Below are 18,029 nucleotides of genomic sequence, written 5' to 3'. Positions count from 1 at the left end.
CGCCTCGATGCAAATCGAGGCGCCCCGCTCGGAGTTCGCACGTGACGGTAGGTCAGACCTCGACGACGACCGGGAGGATCATCGGCCTGCGCCGGTAGTTGTCCGAGACCCACTTGCCCAGCGTGCGGCGGACGAGCTGCTGCAGTTGGTGGGGTTCGACGACGCCGTCCTGGGCCGAGCGCTCCAGCACCTCCGTGATCCTCGGGATCACCTCGCCGAAGGCCGAGTCCTCGATGCCCGAGCCTCGGGCCTGGACGTGCGGGCCTCCCGTGATCTTCCCGGTCGACGAGTCGATCACGACGAAGACCGAGATGATGCCCTCGTCACCGAGGATCTTGCGGTCCTTGAGGGCGGGCTCGCCGACGTCGCCGACCGAGAGGCCGTCGACGTACACATAGCCCGCCTGGACCTTGCCGGAGATCTTGGCCTTGCCCTCGACGAGGTCGACGACCACGCCGTCCTCGGCGATGACGATCCGGTCGTGCGGGATGCCCGTCAGGGCACCCAGCTCGGCGTTCGCGCGCAGGTGGCGCCATTCGCCGTGGACCGGCATCAGGTTCTTCGGCCGGCAGATGTTGTAGAAGTACAGGAGTTCGCCCGCGGACGCGTGGCCGGAGACGTGCACCTTGGCGTTGCCCTTGTGGACGACGTTCGCGCCCCAGCGGGTCAGGCCGTTGATGACGCGGTAGACCGCGTTCTCGTTGCCGGGGATCAGCGATGACGCCAGGATCACCGTGTCGCCCTGGACGATGCGGATCTGGTGGTCGCGGTTGGCCATGCGGGACAGGGCGGCCATCGGTTCGCCCTGGGAGCCCGTGCAGACCAGGACCACCTGTTCGTCCGGGAGGTCGTCGAGTGTCTTGACGTCCACCACCAGGCCCGGTGGGACCTTCAGATAGCCCAGGTCGCGCGCGATGCCCATGTTGCGCACCATCGAGCGGCCGACGAAGGCGACCCGGCGGCCGTACTCGTGGGCCGCGTCCAGGATCTGCTGGATGCGGTGGATGTGGCTGGCGAAGCTGGCCACGATGATCCGCTTGCGGGCACCCGCGAAGACCTGGCGCAGGACGTTCGAGATGTCACGCTCGGGCGGGACGAAACCCGGGACCTCGGCATTCGTCGAGTCGGAGAGAAGGAGGTCGATGCCTTCCTCGCTCAGCCGGGCGAACGCGTGGAGGTCCGTGAGGCGGTTGTCCAGCGGGAGCTGGTCCATCTTGAAGTCGCCGGTGTGGACCGCCATGCCCGCGGGAGTGCGGATGGCGACGGCCAGCGCGTCCGGGATGGAGTGGTTGACCGCGATGAACTCGCAGTCGAAGGGACCGATGCGCTCGCGGTTCCCCTCGGCCACCTCAAGGGTGTAGGGGCGGATGCGGTGCTCCTGGAGCTTGGCCTCGATGAGGGCGAGGGTCAGCTTGGAGCCGATCAGCGGGATGTCCGGCTTCTCGCGGAGCAGGAACGGGACGCCGCCGATGTGGTCCTCGTGGCCGTGCGTGAGGACGATGCCGTCGATGTCGTCGAGGCGGTCCCTGACGGAAGAGAAGTCCGGCAGGATCAGGTCGATTCCGGGCTGCTCCTCCTCGGGGAAGAGCACGCCGCAGTCGACGATCAGCAGGCGGCCGCCGTACTCGAAGACGGTCATGTTGCGGCCGATTTCGCCGAGGCCGCCCAGCGGGGTGACCCGCAGGCCGCCCTCGGGGAGCTTCGGCGGCGAGCCGAGTTCAGGATGCGGATGACTCAAAAGACTCTCCTCACCATGCGCGCCACGTACCTGTAGGGCACGTGGCGCGCATGACGTTCGTGCAAAAGCAGTTGTCAGAGTGGGATGCAGGCACCTGTGTCCTGCCTATTCAGTTGTGAAGTCCGTTGTCAGAGCTGTACCCCGCCGGCGGCAAGATCGATCTTGAGCTGGGCCGTCTCCTCGGGCGTGAGCTCGACCATGGGGGCGCGCAGGGGCCCGGCGGGCAGGCCCTGGAGCGCGAGCGCCGCCTTGCTGGTCATGACGCCCTGGGTGCGGAACATGCCGGTGAAGACCGGGAGCAGCTTCTGGTGGATCTCGGTGGCCTTCTGGACGTCTCCGGAGACGTACGCGTCGACAAGGGCGCGCAGCTCGGGGGTGACGACGTGGCCGACGACCGAGACGAAGCCGACCGCGCCCACGGAGAGGAGCGGCAGGTTCAGCATGTCGTCGCCGGAGTACCAGGCGAGGCCGGACTGGGCGATGGCCCAGCTGGCACGGCCGAGGTCGCCCTTGGCGTCCTTGTTGGCGACGATCCGCGGGTGCTCGGCGAGGCGGACCAGCGTCTCGGTGTTGATCGGGACACCGCTGCGGCCGGGGATGTCGTACAGCATGACCGGCAGCTCGGCGGCGTCGGCGATGGCCCGGAAGTGCCGGTAGAGGCCCTCCTGCGGGGGCTTGTTGTAGTACGGCGTGACGACGAGCAGGCCGTGCGCGCCCACGTGCTCGGCGGCTCGGGCCAGATGGATGCTGTGCTGGGTGTCGTTCGTGCCGACGCCGGCGACGACATGGGCACGGTCGCCGACGGCCTCCAGGACGGCTCGTACGAGGTCCGTTTTCTCCGCGTCGCTGGTGGTGGGGGACTCGCCGGTGGTGCCGTTGATGATCAGGCCGTCGTTGCCTGCGTCCACCAGGTGGGTGGCGAGCCGCTGTGCGCCGTCGAGGTCGAGTGCGCCGTCCGCCGTGAAGGGCGTGACCATGGCGGTGAGGACCCGCCCGAAGGGGGTCTGCGGAGTGGAGATCGGAGCCATGGGTACCACGCTACTCGCTGCTCAAGGCGCGGTCTGCCCTCGGAGAGCGGCAGAAGTCCGGACAAAGGTGGAACCCGGCACTGCCTGCTCGGGGGTTCAGGCAGTGCCGGGTCCGTTTGATCAGGCTAGATGAACTTCGCGAAATGCCGCAATACGGACACTTCTCTCGGTTGACCCGCACATGTGTGCCCCAGGCGACCAGAGCTGTGCCCGCCGTGGACATCCCCGCTACGGGGCGACTCGGCCGTTGGCGTTGAACGCGGCGTACGTCAGCGGCATGAGCCTGGCCCACTCCGCCTCCATCTTCTCGCCGACCATCTCGATCTCGCGCTGCGGGAAGGACGGCACCTTGGCCAGCTCGTGCTGGGTACGCAGGCCGAGGAAGTGCATCAGCGAGCGGGCGTTGCAGGTGGCGTACATCGAGGAGTACAGGCCGACCGGGAGGACCGAGCGGGCGACCTCGCGGGCGACCCCTGCGGCGAGCATCTCCTGGTACGCCTCGTACGCGCGAACGTACGAGTCCTCCATGACACCGCCGACCAGCTCCTGCTGCGCCTGGGTGCCCTCCACGAAGACGTACTTCCCGGGACGGCCCTCCTGGACGAGCTTGCGGGACTCGTCGGGGACGTAGAAGACGGGCTGGAGTTCCCTGTAGCGACCGGACTCCTCGTTGTACGACCAGCCGACCCTGTGGCGCATGAACTCGCGGAACACGAAGATCGGGGCGCTGATGAAGAACGTCATCGAGTTGTGCTCGAAGGGGCTGCCGTGACGGTCCCGCATCAGGTAGTTGATCAGACCCTTGGAGCGCTCGGGGTCCTTGTTCAGCTCCTCCAGGGACTGCTCGCCGGCGGTGGAGACGCGGGCGGCCCACAGGACGTCGGAGTCGGACGCGCTGTGCTTGACCAGCTCGACGGTGACGTCACTGCGGAAGCTGGGCTTGAGGTCGTCGGCGGGAGTGTCGGTCACGGCTCGGAGGGTCCTTCCATCACTTCTCTCGGGCGGCGCCCACTCTACGGCCCGCCGCTGACAACGGGCGTTCGGTGGCGGGCCGCGACATTCGCCGGCGAACTTCTGCGAATTTGGCGATAGCGGGCACCATTTGGGGCACTCGCACGTCTGTGTAGATGACAGCGACCGTTGAGTCGCCTGTTCCGTCACGAACCGCAGAAGCACGAACCCCAGAAGGAGAAGCACCACCCATGTTCCGTCGGCGCGAGCCCGTACCGTTCGCCTTCATCGCCGAAGCCGACAAGTTCCGCAGCAATGTCGCTCCCCCGCCCCGCGCGCGGGCCTCCGCGCGTGAGAAGGCCGGGCAGTGGCTGATAGGTCTCACCGTGGTCGCGGGGCTCGCAGGCTCCCTGATCCTCGGGTTGCCCGCGATGTCCCTCGACTCGCCTCCGCAGCAGTCACAGGCGTCCCAGAACCGCTGACGGCAGGCCCGCCCGGGTCGGCCGCCCGAATGGCGCGGTACGTACCCCCCTGGCCCCCCGCGGGTGGTGGGCGGGCATTCGGCTCGATAATCTCACTCGGCGATGTCCCTGCATGGATTGAGTTTGGATTGAGTGAGGATCAGCCGTGCCCCTGCCCTTCCTGACCGCCGACCGCGCTTTCGACGAGGCGGTGGACGACCAGGCGCTGCCGTTCGACGACCGTGACCGCTGGCGGCGTCCCTACCGCCCCGGACCCTGGCGGGTGGGCGCGGCCGCGATCCTGCTGCTGCTCGCCTCGTACGTGCTCGTCGCGGCGGTCATCATCGCGGCGGCCGGGACCCTGCCCGCCGGCGCGGTCTGCTTCGCTCTGGCGCTCGTCGTCATCGCCTGCGCCCTGCGGCTGCTGCGCGTGGGGACCTGGGTGAGCGCGCGAGGGCTGCGCAAGGTGGGCTTCTTCAGCACGCGCACGGCGCCCTGGGAGCAGGTCGTGTCCGCGCGGACGGTCCAGCAGCCGGTGCGCTGGCTCGGGCTGCCCCGCACGGTGCAGGGACAGGCCCTCGTTCTCGTACGCAAGGACCGGGCGCCCGAGACCGTGCCGCCGCTGATGACCTCGCACAACGCCGACTTCCTGGCGCGCCCGGAGTCCTTCGACCGGGCGACGGACGCGGTGGAGGCGTGGGCGGCGGAGTACGCCGGGAGAGCCTGAAATCTCCGGTTGCGGTGGTCTCTCCCCCCTCGGCCACCGCAACCATCAATTGAGGAATCCACGACGGCGATCAACCAGCTCCGCGAGAGCGGCGCCGGTTTAGGCGCAAAGAGGGGCGCGCTCAGGCGGGCTGGACCGGTTTTCCTTCGTGCAGCGCGATCGCCCGCTGCATCGCCTTGCGTGCCCGGGGCGTGTCCCGGGCGTCGTGGTAGGCGACGGCGAGGCGGAACCAAGTGCGCCAGTCCTCGGGGGCGTCCTCGGTCTCGGCCTTGCGCCGGGCGAAGACCTCGTCGGCCGAGTCACGGTCGATGCGGCCACCCGGTGTGCGCCTCAACTCGTCGACGGGCAGGCCGCCTTCGGCGTCGAGTTCGGCGGCGAGCTGGTTGGCCTTGCGGACGAACTGGGTGTTCTTCCACAGGAACCACAGACCGATCCCCGGAAGGATCAGTACCGCCACACCGAAGGCGATCGTGACGGGCGTGCCGGTCTCGATCAGCAGGATCCCGCGGCTGCCGACCAGGACGAAGTAGACGACCAGGATCGCGGCCGTGACGGCGTACGTGATCTTCGCGCGCATGCTGGTTCCCGGCCGCTCAGCTCAGGTCGAGGAAGTGTTCGAGGCCGAAGGTGAGGCCCGGGGTGGTCACCACACGGCGGGCGCCCAGCAGGATGCCCGGCATGAAGCTGCTGTGGTGGAGGGAGTCGTGGCGGATGGTGAGGGTCTCGCCCTCGCCGCCGAGGAGGACCTCCTGGTGGGCGAGGAGGCCCCGGAGGCGTACGGCGTGGACGGGCACCCCGTCGACGTCCGCGCCCCGGGCGCCGTCCAAGGCGGTCACCGTGGCGTCGGGCTGCGGGGTGCTGCCGGCCCGCTCGCGGGCGGCGGCGATGAGCTGGGCGGTGCGCGTGGCGGTGCCGCTGGGGGCGTCGACCTTGTTCGGGTGGTGGAGCTCGACGACCTCGACGGACTCGAAGTAGGGCGCGGCCTTCTCGGCGAACTTCATGGTCAGCACGGCCCCGATGGAGAAGTTCGGGGCGATGAGCACGCCCGTCTCCGGGGACCTCTCCAGCCAGCCCTTCAGCTGCGCGAGGCGCTCGTCCGTCCAGCCCGTGGTCCCGACGACCGCGTGGATGCCGTGGCGTACGCAGAAGTCGAGGTTGCCCATGACCGAGGCGGGGGTGGTGAGCTCGACGGCGACCTGGGCGCCCGTGTCGGCGAGTGTCTCCAGTTTGTCGCCGCTGCCGAGGGCGGCCACCAGCTCCATGTCCTCGGCGGCCTCGACGGCCCGTACCGCCTCGGATCCGATGCGGCCCTTGGCACCGAGGACCGCCACGCGCAGCTTGCTCATGTTGTTGCTTCCTTACGGGAATGCGGGTTGTCGAGGACGTACGTGAACCTACCGCCGACGCACGCCGCCGCGGTTCACGCGACCGCGTCGTTCAGCCGGGATGCCTGCTTGTCCTTGAGCGGGCCGATGACCGACAGCGAGGGGCGCTGTCCCAGGATGTCGCGGGCCACGGACCGGACGTCGTCCGGGGTGACCGCCTCTATCCGGGCCAGCATGTCGTCGACGGACATCTGCTCGCCCCAGCACAGCTCGCTCTTGCCGATACGGTTCATCAGCGCGCCGGTGTCCTCCAGGCCGAGGACCGTGGAGCCGCGGAGCTGGCCGACGGCACGGTCGATCTCGTCGTCCGGCAGACCGTGCTCGGCGACCTGGTCGAGCTCGTCGCGGCAGATCTTGAGCACGTCGTGGACCTGGGACGGCCGGCAGCCCGCGTACACCCCGAAGAGGCCGCAGTCGGCGAAGCCCGACGTGTACGAGTACACGCTGTACGCCAGGCCGCGCTTCTCCCGGACCTCCTGGAACAGGCGGGAGGACATGCCGCCGCCGAGCGCGGTGTTCAGCACGCCGAGGGCCCAGCGGCGCTCGTCGGTGCGGGCGAGGCCGGGCATGCCGAGGACGACATGGGCCTGTTCGGTCTTGCGGCCCAGGAGCTCGACGCGACCGGCCGTGCGGATCGTGCGGTGGCCGTCGCGCGGGGCGACCGGGGTGGCGTCGACCCGCTTGAGGGCGCCGGCCTGCTCGAAGGCGGCGCGGACCTGTTGGACGACCTTGTTGTGGTCGACGTTGCCCGCGGCCGCTACGACGAGGTGTGTCGGGTCGTAGTGCTTCTTGTAGAAGCGGCGGATGCGGTCGGCGGTGAGGGCGTTGACGGTGTCGACCGTGCCGAGGACCGGGCGGCCGAGCGGGTTGTCGCCGAACATCGTGTGCGCGAACAGGTCGTGCACGCAGTCGCCCGGGTCGTCCTCCGTCATGGCGATCTCTTCGAGGATGGCGCCGCGCTCGACGTTGACGTCGTCCTCGATGATCAGCGAGCCGGTGAGCATGTCGCAGACGACGTCGATGGCGAGCGGGAGGTCGGTGTCGAGCACGCGTGCGTAGTAGCACGTGTACTCCTTCGCCGTGAACGCGTTCATCTCGCCGCCGACCGCGTCGATGGCGGCGGAGATGTCCAGGGCGCTGCGCCGCGTGGTGCCCTTGAAGAGGAGGTGCTCCAGGTAGTGCGTGGCGCCGTTCAGGGCGGGCGTCTCGTCGCGGGAGCCCACGTGCGCCCAGATCCCGAAGGTGGCCGAGCGCACGGAGGGCAGGGTTTCGGTGACGATGCGCAGGCCGCCCGGGAGGGTGGTCTTACGGACCGTGCCGATGCCGTTGCTGCCCTTGATGAGGGTTTGGGTACGGGCGACGGCCCGCGCCTCCGAGGAGGTGCGGGCCGTCGCCGTCGAGCTGCTCGACGTCACTTGTCGGTGTCGTCCTTCTTCTCATCGTCGCCTTCGCCCTCGATCACGGGGATGAGGGACAGCTTGCCGCGGGAGTCGATCTCGGCGATCTCGACCTGGACCTTGGCGCCCACGCCGACGACGTCCTCGACGTTCTCCACGCGCTTGCCGCCGGCGAGCTTGCGGATCTGCGAGATGTGCAGCAGACCGTCCTTGCCCGGCAGCAGCGACACGAACGCACCGAACGTCGTCGTCTTCACGACGGTGCCCAGGTAGCGCTCGCCGACCTCCGGCATGGTCGGGTTGGCGATGCCGTTGATCGTGGTGCGGGCGGCCTCGGCGGCCGGGCCGTCGGCGGCACCGATGTAGATGGTGCCGTCGTCCTCGATCGTGATCTCGGCGCCGGTGTCCTCCTGGATCTGGTTGATCATCTTGCCCTTGGGGCCGATGACCTCGCCGATCTTGTCCACGGGGATCTTGACGGTGATGATCCGCGGGGCGTTCGGGGACATCTCGTCCGGGGTGTCGATCGCTTCCATCATCACGTCGAGGATGTGGAGGCGGGCGTCACGGGCCTGCTTCAGGGCGGCGGCCAGGACGGAGGCCGGGATGCCGTCCAGCTTGGTGTCGAGCTGGAGGGCGGTCACGAACTCCTTGGTGCCGGCGACCTTGAAGTCCATGTCACCGAAGGCGTCCTCCGCACCGAGGATGTCGGTGAGGGTGACGTAGTGCGTCTCGCCCTCGATCTCCTGGGAGATCAGGCCCATGGCGATACCGGCGACCGGGGCCTTCAGCGGCACACCGGCGTTCAGCAGCGACATGGTGGAGGCGCAGACCGAGCCCATGGACGTCGAGCCGTTCGAGCTGAGCGCCTCGGACACCTGGCGGATCGCGTAGGGGAACTCCTCGCGCGTCGGCAGGACCGGCATCAGGGCGCGCTCGGCGAGGGCGCCGTGGCCGATCTCGCGGCGCTTCGGGGAGCCCACGCGGCCGGTCTCGCCGGTGGAGTACGGCGGGAAGTTGTAGTTGTGCATGTAGCGCTTGCGGGTCACCGGGGAGAGGGTGTCCAGCTGCTGCTCCATGCGGAGCATGTTGAGGGTGGTGACGCCCAGGATCTGGGTCTCGCCACGCTCGAACACGGCGGAACCGTGCACCCGCGGGATGGCCTCGACCTCGGCGGCCAGCGTACGGATGTCCGTCACGCCACGGCCGTCGATGCGCTTCTTCTCCTTGATCACGCGCTCGCGGACCAGCTGCTTGGTGAGCGAGCGGTACGCGGCGGAGATCTCCTTCTCACGCCCCTCGAACTCGGGGAGCAGCTTCTCGGCGGCGAGGCCCTTGACGCGGTCGAGCTCGCTCTCCCGCTCCTGCTTGCCGGCGATGGTGAGCGCCTGGGCGAGCTCGGTGCGCACGGCGGCGGTGAGCGCCTCCAGCACGTCGTCCTGGTAGTCCAGGAAGATCGGGAACTCGCCGGTCGGCTTGGCGGCCTTCGCCGCGAGGTCGGCCTGGGCCTTGCACAGGACCTTGATGAAGGGCTTCGCGGCCTCCAGACCGGCGGCGACGACCTCCTCGGTGGGGGCCTCGGCGCCGCCCTTGACCAGCTTGATGGTCTCCTCTGTGGCCTCGGCCTCGACCATCATGATCGCGACGTCGCCGTCCTCCAGGGTGCGGCCCGCGACGACCATGTCGAAGACGGCGTCCTCGAGCTCGGTGTGCGTCGGGAAGGCCACCCACTGGCCGCGGATCAGCGCGACGCGGACGCCGCCGATCGGGCCGGAGAAGGGCAGGCCGGCCAGCTGCGTGGACGCGGACGCGGCGTTGATCGCGACGACGTCGTACAGGTGGTCGGGGTTGAGCGCCATGATCGTGGCGACGACCTGGATCTCGTTGCGCAGGCCCTTCTTGAAGGACGGGCGCAGCGGGCGGTCGATGAGACGACAGGTGAGGATGGCGTCCTCGGAGGGGCGGCCCTCACGGCGGAAGAAGGAACCGGGGATCTTCCCGGCCGCGTACATCCGCTCCTCGACGTCGACCGTCAGCGGGAAGAAGTCGAGCTGGTCCTTGGGGTTCTTGGATGCGGTGGTGGCCGACAGCACCATGGTGTCGTCGTCCAGGTACGCCACGGCGGAGCCGGCGGCCTGCTTGGCCAGGCGGCCCGTCTCGAAGCGGATGGTGCGGGTGCCGAAGGAGCCGTTGTCGATGACGGCCTCGGCGTAGTGGGTCTCGTTCTCCACTAGCGTTTTCTCCGTTACGTATCGTCTTTCGTCCCTGGGCCTGCCCGTGTGGCAGGGGGACTGCGGTGGAGAAGCGCTCCGTCTGGTGCGGGCCGGTCTTCGATCGAAGCACCCGGGGCTCGCTTTCCCCCGGGGGCCACTACCGAGGACCGGCGGCGGCGAGGTAGCGCTTCTCCTCGTGCGGTGTGCGTGGTGGCGTCCGGGTGTCCGATGCGTCCCGGGTTCCGTCACGCTGTGTCGTTCGTATGGCGTTGTGCTCCCACCCTACAAAGCGGTGGTGACACTGCGCACGTTTCCCTACGTACAGCAAAGGGAGCGGTCCCCCGATCCCCGGGAAACCGCCCCCTCCACGGCGTCTTACTTGGCGCCCGCCGCACCACGGCGGATGCCGAGGCGGTCGACCAGCGTACGGAAGCGCTGGATGTCCTTCTTGGCGAGGTACTGCAGCAGGCGGCGGCGCTGGCCGACCAGGATCAGCAGACCGCGGCGGGAGTGGTGGTCGTGCTTGTGGGTCTTGAGGTGCTCGGTCAGGTCCGAGATGCGGCGCGAGAGCATCGCGACCTGGACCTCGGGGGAGCCGGTGTCGCCCTCCTTGGTACCGAACTCGGCCATGATCTGCTTCTTCGTAGCGGCGTCGAGCGACACGCGTACTCCTCGTGAGTCTTCTTGTTGCCACCGAGTGCCCCCTGGTCTTCTTCTCAGGGGAGCTTCCACGACTCGGGAGGCGGGGATCCGTTGGGCGCTGCCCCCGGGTGGACCGGGGACGCGTACACAAACGGCCGTCACACAGCGTACCAGCACACGAGCACGTCCCTGACGGACGGGTCCTCGCCGGTCAGACGCCGCCGCGGACCTTGCCGTAGACGTCGAGGACGGCCAGGCAGACCGGGATCAGGGACAGCAGCACGAGCGAGTCGGCGAGGTCCAGCATGCGGCCCCAGAAGGGGGAGAGCCCCTTCTGCGGAACGATCAGGGCGATCGCGATCAGCAGCAGCACACCGGCCGCGACCGAGGCGCCGAGCCACAGGGTGCGGACGTCGACGGGACCGGAGTTGCCCTGGAGCAGTTCGACGATGATGTCGGCCGGGGGCGAGAGCGCGAGGCCGAGGACCAGCAGACCGAGCGTGACGACACCGGCCACGAACAGGCACGTGACCTGGGCGGTGTACCGGAACAGGCGCGCCCGCAGCATCGCGGCGAGGCCGGTGCACAGGGCCAGCAGCTGGGCCCAGCCGCTCTCGCTGAAGCCGAGTACCGCGCCGCCGGCGCCGACGATGACCGCGGCGCAGCCGCCCACCAGGCCGAGGAGCAGTTCGTGACCGCGGCTGGTCTGGGCGACGATGCGCTGGATGTCGACGGCCTCGAGGTCGCCCTCCTGGCCCTCGCGACGGGCCCTGGCCAGGTCCTCCGGGTTGCGGAAACCGATCGGCAGCTTCGCGAAGCGGGCCGACCAGCCGGGCAGGAACCCGACCACCGCCAGGGCGACGACCGAGGTGCCGGCGGCGATCTCCCGCGGCTTCGCCTCGGTGAGCACACCGCAGAACACGGCGAGCGCGCCGATCGCGGCGGCCAGCGCGGCGGCCACGAACGGGGCGTCCCCCTGCGGCAGCAGCATGATCAGGACGACGGAGAAGATCAGGACGGCGACACAGCCGACGAGGAACTGGATCCTGCCCGGGCCCTCCCCCGCGTCCTGGGAGATGACGCCGGAGCCCGCGATGAGCGCGTGGGGCAGCGCGGAGATACCGAGTGCGACAGCGCTGCCGCGGTCGTCGTACACCCGGGCCCGTACGCCGGCGAGTGCCGTCAGGGCCACCGCGACGACGCCGGCGAGGATGCCCTGCAGACCGTGCATGTCGTGCCGTACCGGGTCCGCGAACCAGAACACGAACCCGAGCATGACCAGCAGCAGCGAGCCCGCGACGAGGCCGGCGATCCGCATGAGGTTGTCGTTCCAGCTGCGGACGTCCTGCTTGACCGCTGCGGCGATCGCGTCCACCACGTCGTCGTGGACGGCCGGCGGCAGTGAGTCCGCGAAGGTGCGCAGCAGCAGCACCTCGCCGTCCCTGACCCTGTGCTCGAGCAACGAACGGCTCGCGTCGAGGACTTCGCCCTCGCGGCGTACCAAGTGGTAGCCCGCGGGACTGGTGTCCGGCTGCACCAGCCCGGAGAGTCTGACGATCTCAGGAAAGAGGTCCTGAATCGGCAGGTCCTCCGGCAGTGCCACATCGACCCGGCTGTCCGGCGCCGCGATGGTGATTCGGCAGAAACCTGTCGAAGTCCCCGTGCTCACCTGGTACATCCCCCTGCTGGAAAAGGCTTCGTCACGCCGTTCGTACGACGCGGAGCGCCACCATACCGACTACGGCGGGCCACGCAGAGGCTGCCTCCCTCAATTCTTTCCGGACCCCCTCCGCATCTCCATCCTCCTGCTCCCTGGCGCGCTGCGCGCATCAGTAGGATCGTCGCTACGCGGACGGCGCCTAACGCGGACGAGAACACGTCGCGGTACACGGGGGCGTCATGCCAAGACGTATCAATCGCGAAGGATGAGTGCATCGGTGAGCGTCGTCATCATCAAACGGCCACCGCGGATAGCGCCCCCGGTGGTTCCGGACGGCGAGGTCAAGCTGGAAACGCCGCCCGAGATCCCGCGCGAGGGCGACGAGAGCATGCTGATGAACCTGCTGCCCATGATGGGCATGCTGGGTTCCGTCGGCTTCTTCTTCATGCCCAACCTGCCCTCCTATATGAGGGTGGTCGGTGGGCTGATGCTGGCCTCGACCCTGGCCATGGCCATCGCCCAGTTCGCCAAGTCCCGGCAGGGCGGCGGCGCGGGGATGGCCCAGGACCGGCGTGACTACTTCCGCTACCTCGAACAGGTCCGCAAGGACGTGCACAAGACCGCGGAACTCCAGCGGCGCAGCCAGCTCTTCCAGCATCCGGACCCGGAGCAGTTGTGGGCGGTGGCGGCCGACGGCAAGCGCCTGTGGGAGCGGCGCCCGACCGACGCGGACTTCGCCTCCGTACGGATCGGGCGCGGTGTGCAGCAGTTGAACACCCCGCTCGTCGCGCCGGAGACGGCGCCCAAGGACGAGCTGGAGCCGCTGACCGCGGCGGCCATGAAGGCGTTCCTCGACGCGCACGGCAGTCTGTCCGACCTGCCCGTGTCCATCTCGCTGCGCGCCTTCTACCACGTGACGGTGTGCGGTGAGACCGACACGGTCTACGCCAACGCCCGTGCGTCCCTGTGCCAGTTGGCGACCCTCCACTCGCCCGAGGACCTGATGATCGCCGTGGTGACGCACCCCTCGGCGGCGGCGGACTGGGACTGGATCAAGTGGCTGCCGCACAGCCAGCACCCGAAGGTCAAGGACGGCGCGGGCTCGACCCGGCTCCTGTTCGACGACCTCGGCGAGCTGGAGGAGGCGCTGGCGGACCAGCTGGACGACAGGCCCCGCTGGAACCGTGAGGCGAACCCGGTCTACGACCAGCCGCACCTGATCGTGGTGCTCGACGGCGGCACCGTACCGCCGGACTCCGAACTCGCCAGCTCCGAGGGGCTCCAGGGTGTCACCTTCCTGGAGATCGCCCCCGGCGAGCTGGAGGAGGAACTGCGCGCGGGTCTGACGGCGTACGTGAAGCCGGAGCGGATGCGGCTGTTCGTCGGCCACGAGTCCGCGTACACCGGCAAGCCGGACGTGCTGAACCCGGCGCAGGCCGAGTCCCTGGCGCGGCAGCTCGCCCCCTTCCGGGTGGGCACCGCGGAGGAGGGCGAACCCCTCCTGTCCAACCTGGACTTCACGGATCTCATGGGCATCGGCGACGCGGGCACCGTCGACGTGTCCCGCACCTGGCGTCCGCGCACGCTGCACGAGCGGCTGCGGGTGCCGATCGGCGTCGGCGAGGCCGGCGAGCCGGTCATGCTGGACCTCAAGGAAGCCTCGCAGGAGGGCATGGGCCCGCACGGCCTGTGTGTCGGCGCCACCGGTTCCGGCAAGTCCGAGGTGCTGCGCACGCTGGTGCTCGGTCTCGCGGTGACGCACTCCTCGGAGACGCTGAACTTCATCCTCGCGGACTTCAAGGGCGGTGCGACGTTCGCCGGTATGGCGGACATGCCGCACACCGCGGCCGTGATCACCAACCTCGCGGACGACCTCACCCTCGTCGACCGTATGCGCGACTCGATCATGGGTGAGACCCAGCGCCGTCAGGAGCTGCTGCGTACGGCCGGCAACTACGCCAACCTGCACGACTACGAGAAGGCCCGGGCCGCGGGCGCCGCGCTGGAGCCGATGGCCTCGCTGGTGATCGTGCTCGACGAGTTCTCCGAACTCCTCACGGCCAAGCCGGACTTCATCGACATGTTCATCCAGATCGGCCGCATCGGCCGTTCGCTGGGTATCCACCTGCTGCTGGCGTCGCAGCGCCTGGAAGAGGGCAAGCTGCGCGGCCTGGACACCTATCTGTCGTACCGGATCGGTCTGCGGACCTTCTCCGCCGCCGAGTCCCGTACGGCGATCGGTGTCCCGGACGCCTACCACCTGCCGTCGATCCCCGGTTCCGGCTATCTGCGGTACGACACCGACACCATGGTCCGCTTCAAGGCGGCCTACGTGTCGGGCCCGTACCACGGCGAGGGCCCGTCCCGGGTGAGCCGCTCCACCCAGCTGCGGCCCGCGCTGTTCACGGCGGAGCACGTGGCGCTGCCCCCGCAGCCGGTGATCGAGGAGCCGGAGCCCGACAACAGGGTGGACGACGCGCTGGCCGACACCGTCCTGGACGTGCTCGTCGGCCGGATGGTCAACCAGGGCCCGCCCGCCCACCAGGTGTGGCTGCCCCCGCTCGACGAGGCGCCCTCGCTGGAGCAGCTCCTCCCCCAGCTCGCCGTCACCCCGGAGCGCGGCCTCACCGCGCCCGACTACACGGCGCTCGGCCGGCTCAACGTGCCGGTCGGCCTGGTGGACAAGCCGTTCGAGCAGCGGCGCGACGTGCTGTACCGGGACTTCTCCGGCGGTGCGGGCCACGGTCTGTTCATCGGTGGTCCGCAGTCCGGCAAGTCGACGCTGCTGCGCTCGCTCATCTCGTCGTTCGCCCTCACCCACACGCCTTCCGAAGTGCAGTTCTACTGCCTGGACTTCGGCGGCGGCAGCCTGATCGCGATGGAGGAGCTGGCGCATGTCGGCGGGGTCGCCAACCGACTCGACGCCGAGAAGGTGCGCCGTACGGTCAGCGAGGTCGAGGGCATCCTCAACCAGCGCGAGGAGTACTTCCGCGCGAACAACGTCGACTCGGTGCAGACCTACCGTCAGCGCCGGGCCGCGGGGCAACTGCCCGACCAGCCCTGGGGAGACGTCTTCCTCGTCGTCGACGGCTGGGCCACGTTCAAGACGGACTACGAGATGCTCGAGTCCACCGTCACTGAGATCGCGACCCGCGGTCTCGGCTTCGGTGTGCACGTGATCCTGACGGCGAGCCGCTACACCGAAGTGCGGCCCGCGCTCAAGGACATGCTGCAGAACCGCATCGAACTGCGCCTCGGTGACCCGACGGAGTCGGAGATCGACCGCAAGGTCGCGCAGAACGTGCCGGCCACCGTGCCGGGCCGTGGTCTGAGCCCGGACAAGCTGCACCTCATGATCGCGCTGCCCCGGGTCGACGGCTCCTCGGAGACGGAGGACCTGTCGGAGGCGACGTCGATCCTCATCCGCGGCATCAACGACAACTGGCAGGGCAACCCCGCTCCTTCCGTACGGCTGCTGCCCACGCTCCTGCCGTCGGACCGGCTGCCCAAGGGCTTCGAGCACCCGGACCGCGGTGTCGCCATCGGCATCGACGAGTCGTCGCTCGCGCCGGTCTTCGTCGACTTCGAGACGGACCCGCACTTCATCGTGTTCGGTGAGAGCGAGTCCGGGAAGTCCGCGATGCTGCGGCTGCTCATCAAGCAGATCACCGAGCGCTACACGCCGGACCAGGCGAAGATCGTCATGGGTGACTACCGCCGCGCCCACCTGGAGGGCGTGCCGGAGTCGCACCTGTCGCGGTACTGCGCCTCGGCGCCGGCTCTCTCCGAGACGCTGGAGGGCCTGGCCGGTTCACTCAGCCGCCGTATGCCGGGTCCGGACGTCACGCCCGAGCAGCTGCGCAACCGCAGCTGGTACAGCAGCCCGGACGCGTTCGTCATCATCGACGACTACGACCTGGTGGCCACGGGCGTGAACCCGCTGTCCCCGCTCCAGGAGTACCTGCCGTTCGCCCGTGACGTCGGCCTGCGCATCATCATCGCGCGTGCCTCGGGCGGTGCCAGCCGGGCACTGTACGAGCCGGTGATGCAGCGTCTGCGCGAGCTCGGCGCCCAGGGCGTCGTGCTCTCCGGCGACCGGTCGGAGGGTGCGCTGCTCGGCAACATCACGGCGTCGCAGCTGCCGCCCGGGCGTGGGTACTTCCACACGCGGCGGCGTGGTGGGCAGCTCATTCAGACGGGGTGGCTGCCGGCTCGGTTCTGAGGTTCTTTGGTTGCGCGCGGAGGGGCGGTACCCGTGGGGGTGCCGCCCTTCTTCGTTGCGTGCGGATCCTTGCGTGCGCATCCTTGTGTGCGGGGGTGGGGCTCGTGCGTGGGTCACCGCTAAGGTGGCGTTGCGAGCGAAAAGACGAGCCACGGGGGGCAGTTGTGCCGTCGGACTACACGATCTCCGATTTCAAGGTCCTCAAGGACGAGGGCTTCAACATGTTCACGGTGGGCCAGGACTTCGCCCGGGCCGTGAAGACCCTGAAGGACGGGCTGACCCATCTCGAGGGCGGCAACGGCGCCACCCCGCCGTGGGGCGACGACGACATCGGCGAGAAGTTCGGTGTCGTCTACGAGGGCCTGCGCGACGGTATGTACCAGTCGATGGGCAGCCTGGCGGAGCGGGTCGGGGGCATGGGGGTCGCGTTCACCAAGATGGGCGTGGCGCAGGAGACGAACGAGGCCAGGGAGGAAGAGATCTGGCGCTCGACGACGGCCGAGTACGACGGTCAGGTGAAGGTGCCGCCGCCTGTGCACGCCACGTTGCGGCCTCGGCAGGACCTCTGACTCCGCGTTGGGGTCGCACGCGTCGGCAGGGTGGCTTCCGCGGTGCGGGTCCCAAGAGACTTCCGCGGTGCGGGTCCCAAGAGACTTCTGCGGTGCGGGTCCCAAGAGATCTGTCCTGCAACAGATTTGTGACAGCAACCCCCTGAAGTTGCCTGCGGGTGTGTCCGTAGACTCTGTGCACGGCTGTACTTCTGTGTGATTTCCCTTGCGATTGGGGACAGTTGTACGGCCGTGTCGGCTGACGGGGGTGCTTTTGCTGTGTCGATGATGCTGCCGGACGAGCTCGAGTGGGTTCTCGAAATGCTCGGCTACCGCTGGCCGACAGCGGACGAGGACAAGCTGAGAGACTCCGCCGAGCTGTGGCGGAAGTTCGGCGACGACATCGTCGCGCTGCACGAGCGGGCGAACTCCGCCGCCAGGAGCGTGACCGCGCACAACGGCGGCGAGTCGATCGACGCGTTCACCAAGGTGTACGACAAGTTCGACAGCGGCGGCGACGGTTACCTCGCGAACGCGTCGCAGGCGGCGTACATCATCGCCGGGGTGATGGAGGCCTGCGCCGCTCTCGTCGTGTTCGCCAAGTGGGCGGTGATCGCGCAGCTGGTCGCCCTGGCCATCGAGATCATCGCGGCTCAGGCCGCCGCGCCCTTCACCTTCGGCCTGTCCGAGGTCGCCGCACTCGGCGCCACCCAGGCCACCCGCCTGATCGTCCGCCGCCTCCTCGACGAGCTCAAAGAGGCGCTCATGGAGGCGATCGTCGAGGCGATGAAGGAGCCCGCCGTCTCGGCGATCGAGGCGATCATCACCGACCTGGTGCGGCAGACGGTGAACGTCAGCTTCGGCGCCCAGGAGGGCTACGACCTCGGCCAGACCGCCAAGGCCGGGGCCCAGGGTGGCTGGGAGGCCATCAAGCAGACTCCGCAGACGCTGGCGGAGGGTGTGCGGGACAGCCTGGGTGCGAAGGCGGGGAGCCGGGCGCACCATGCGATCGACAGTCGTATTGACGGGTATGACGGTGGGGCGGGGGGCTCTGGGG

General features: G+C 69.1%; 14 protein-coding genes. 5 read left to right on the top strand and 9 right to left on the bottom strand.

Features of this window, described 5'->3' with window-relative positions; translation table 11 throughout:
- Positions 1–52: 52 nt before the first annotated feature.
- The 3 genes from FNH08_RS22290 to thyX form a co-directional block, all read right to left on the bottom strand.
- Positions 53–1,738 (bottom strand): ribonuclease J, encoded by a 1,686-nt coding sequence (locus tag FNH08_RS22290; protein ID WP_152773261.1) that lies wholly within the window; start codon positions 1,736–1,738, stop codon positions 53–55.
- A 128-nt stretch (positions 1,739–1,866) separates the two neighbouring features.
- Positions 1,867–2,766: a 4-hydroxy-tetrahydrodipicolinate synthase gene (dapA, locus tag FNH08_RS22285; RefSeq protein WP_152773260.1), complete on the bottom strand. Its 900-nt coding sequence runs from the start codon at positions 2,764–2,766 to the stop codon at positions 1,867–1,869.
- 228 nt (positions 2,767–2,994) lie between these two features.
- Positions 2,995–3,735: an FAD-dependent thymidylate synthase gene (gene thyX / locus FNH08_RS22280; RefSeq protein WP_322725105.1), complete on the bottom strand. Its 741-nt coding sequence runs from the start codon at positions 3,733–3,735 to the stop codon at positions 2,995–2,997.
- Between the two features lie 233 nt (positions 3,736–3,968).
- Here thyX and FNH08_RS22275 point away from each other — a divergent pair, with 233 nt between their 5' ends.
- The gene (locus FNH08_RS22275; RefSeq protein ID WP_152773259.1) at positions 3,969–4,199 is read left to right on the top strand and encodes a hypothetical protein; all 231 of its coding nucleotides are present in this window, start codon (positions 3,969–3,971) and stop codon (positions 4,197–4,199) included.
- Between the two features lie 145 nt (positions 4,200–4,344).
- Complete coding sequence (locus tag FNH08_RS22270; RefSeq protein WP_322725103.1) at positions 4,345–4,905, top strand: hypothetical protein; 561 nt, start codon at positions 4,345–4,347, stop codon at positions 4,903–4,905.
- A gap of 121 nt (positions 4,906–5,026) precedes the next feature.
- Here the strand turns inward: FNH08_RS22270 and FNH08_RS22265 are convergent, their stop codons facing one another.
- The 6 genes from FNH08_RS22265 to eccD form a co-directional block, all read right to left on the bottom strand.
- Positions 5,027–5,482, bottom strand: a complete 456-nt coding sequence (locus tag FNH08_RS22265) for a tetratricopeptide repeat protein (protein WP_152773258.1) — start codon at positions 5,480–5,482, stop codon at positions 5,027–5,029.
- Between the two features lie 16 nt (positions 5,483–5,498).
- Complete coding sequence (gene dapB, locus FNH08_RS22260) at positions 5,499–6,251, bottom strand: 4-hydroxy-tetrahydrodipicolinate reductase (protein WP_152773257.1); 753 nt, start codon at positions 6,249–6,251, stop codon at positions 5,499–5,501.
- Positions 6,252–6,325: 74 nt separating this feature from the next.
- A complete protein-coding gene (locus tag FNH08_RS22255) occupies positions 6,326–7,705 on the bottom strand; it encodes a M16 family metallopeptidase (protein ID WP_322725101.1) in 1,380 nt (459 codons plus the stop codon).
- Entirely contained in the window at positions 7,702–9,918 is a 2,217-nt protein-coding gene (locus tag FNH08_RS22250) for a polyribonucleotide nucleotidyltransferase (RefSeq protein WP_322725100.1), read from the bottom strand. Before FNH08_RS22250 ends, FNH08_RS22255 begins: the two co-directional genes overlap by 4 nt.
- 357 nt (positions 9,919–10,275) lie before the next feature.
- Positions 10,276–10,563 carry a 30S ribosomal protein S15 gene (gene rpsO, locus FNH08_RS22245; protein ID WP_322725099.1) on the bottom strand — a complete coding sequence of 96 codons (288 nt, stop codon included), beginning with the start codon at positions 10,561–10,563 and terminating at the stop codon, positions 10,276–10,278.
- Positions 10,564–10,753: 190 nt separating this feature from the next.
- Positions 10,754–12,220 (bottom strand): type VII secretion integral membrane protein EccD, encoded by a 1,467-nt coding sequence (gene eccD, locus FNH08_RS22240; protein WP_152773256.1) that lies wholly within the window; start codon positions 12,218–12,220, stop codon positions 10,754–10,756.
- 259 nt (positions 12,221–12,479) lie between these two features.
- Here eccD and eccCa point away from each other — a divergent pair, with 259 nt between their 5' ends.
- The 3 genes from eccCa to FNH08_RS22225 form a co-directional block, all read left to right on the top strand.
- Positions 12,480–16,424, top strand: coding sequence for a type VII secretion protein EccCa (gene eccCa / locus FNH08_RS22235; RefSeq protein WP_322725098.1), 3,945 nt, complete (start codon positions 12,480–12,482; stop codon positions 16,422–16,424).
- 164 nt (positions 16,425–16,588) lie between these two features.
- Positions 16,589–16,993, top strand: coding sequence for a hypothetical protein (locus tag FNH08_RS22230; protein ID WP_152773254.1), 405 nt, complete (start codon positions 16,589–16,591; stop codon positions 16,991–16,993).
- 264 nt (positions 16,994–17,257) lie between these two features.
- The coding region (locus tag FNH08_RS22225) for a WXG100-like domain-containing protein (protein ID WP_456114952.1) at positions 17,258–18,029 on the top strand (772 nt) is incomplete at its 3' end.

The organism is Streptomyces spongiae (assembly GCF_009377185.1).
GTDB classification, from domain to species: Bacteria; Actinomycetota; Actinomycetes; order Streptomycetales; family Streptomycetaceae; genus Streptomyces; species Streptomyces spongiae.
Note: the sequence above shows the minus strand (reverse complement) of the source record. Positions and strands in the feature narration are given on the sequence as shown.

Excerpts from the sequence above, each read along its gene's own strand:
- dapA (WP_152773260.1), bottom strand. The coding sequence starts at position 2,766 with ATGGCTCCGATCTCCACTCCGCAGACCCCCTTCGGGCGGGTCCTCACC.
- eccD (WP_152773256.1), bottom strand. The coding sequence starts at position 12,220 with ATGTACCAGGTGAGCACGGGGACTTCGACAGGTTTCTGCCGAATCACC.
- dapB (WP_152773257.1), bottom strand. The coding sequence starts at position 6,251 with ATGAGCAAGCTGCGCGTGGCGGTCCTCGGTGCCAAGGGCCGCATCGGA.
- FNH08_RS22265 (WP_152773258.1), bottom strand. The coding sequence starts at position 5,482 with ATGCGCGCGAAGATCACGTACGCCGTCACGGCCGCGATCCTGGTCGTC.
- FNH08_RS22275 (WP_152773259.1), top strand. The coding sequence starts at position 3,969 with ATGTTCCGTCGGCGCGAGCCCGTACCGTTCGCCTTCATCGCCGAAGCC.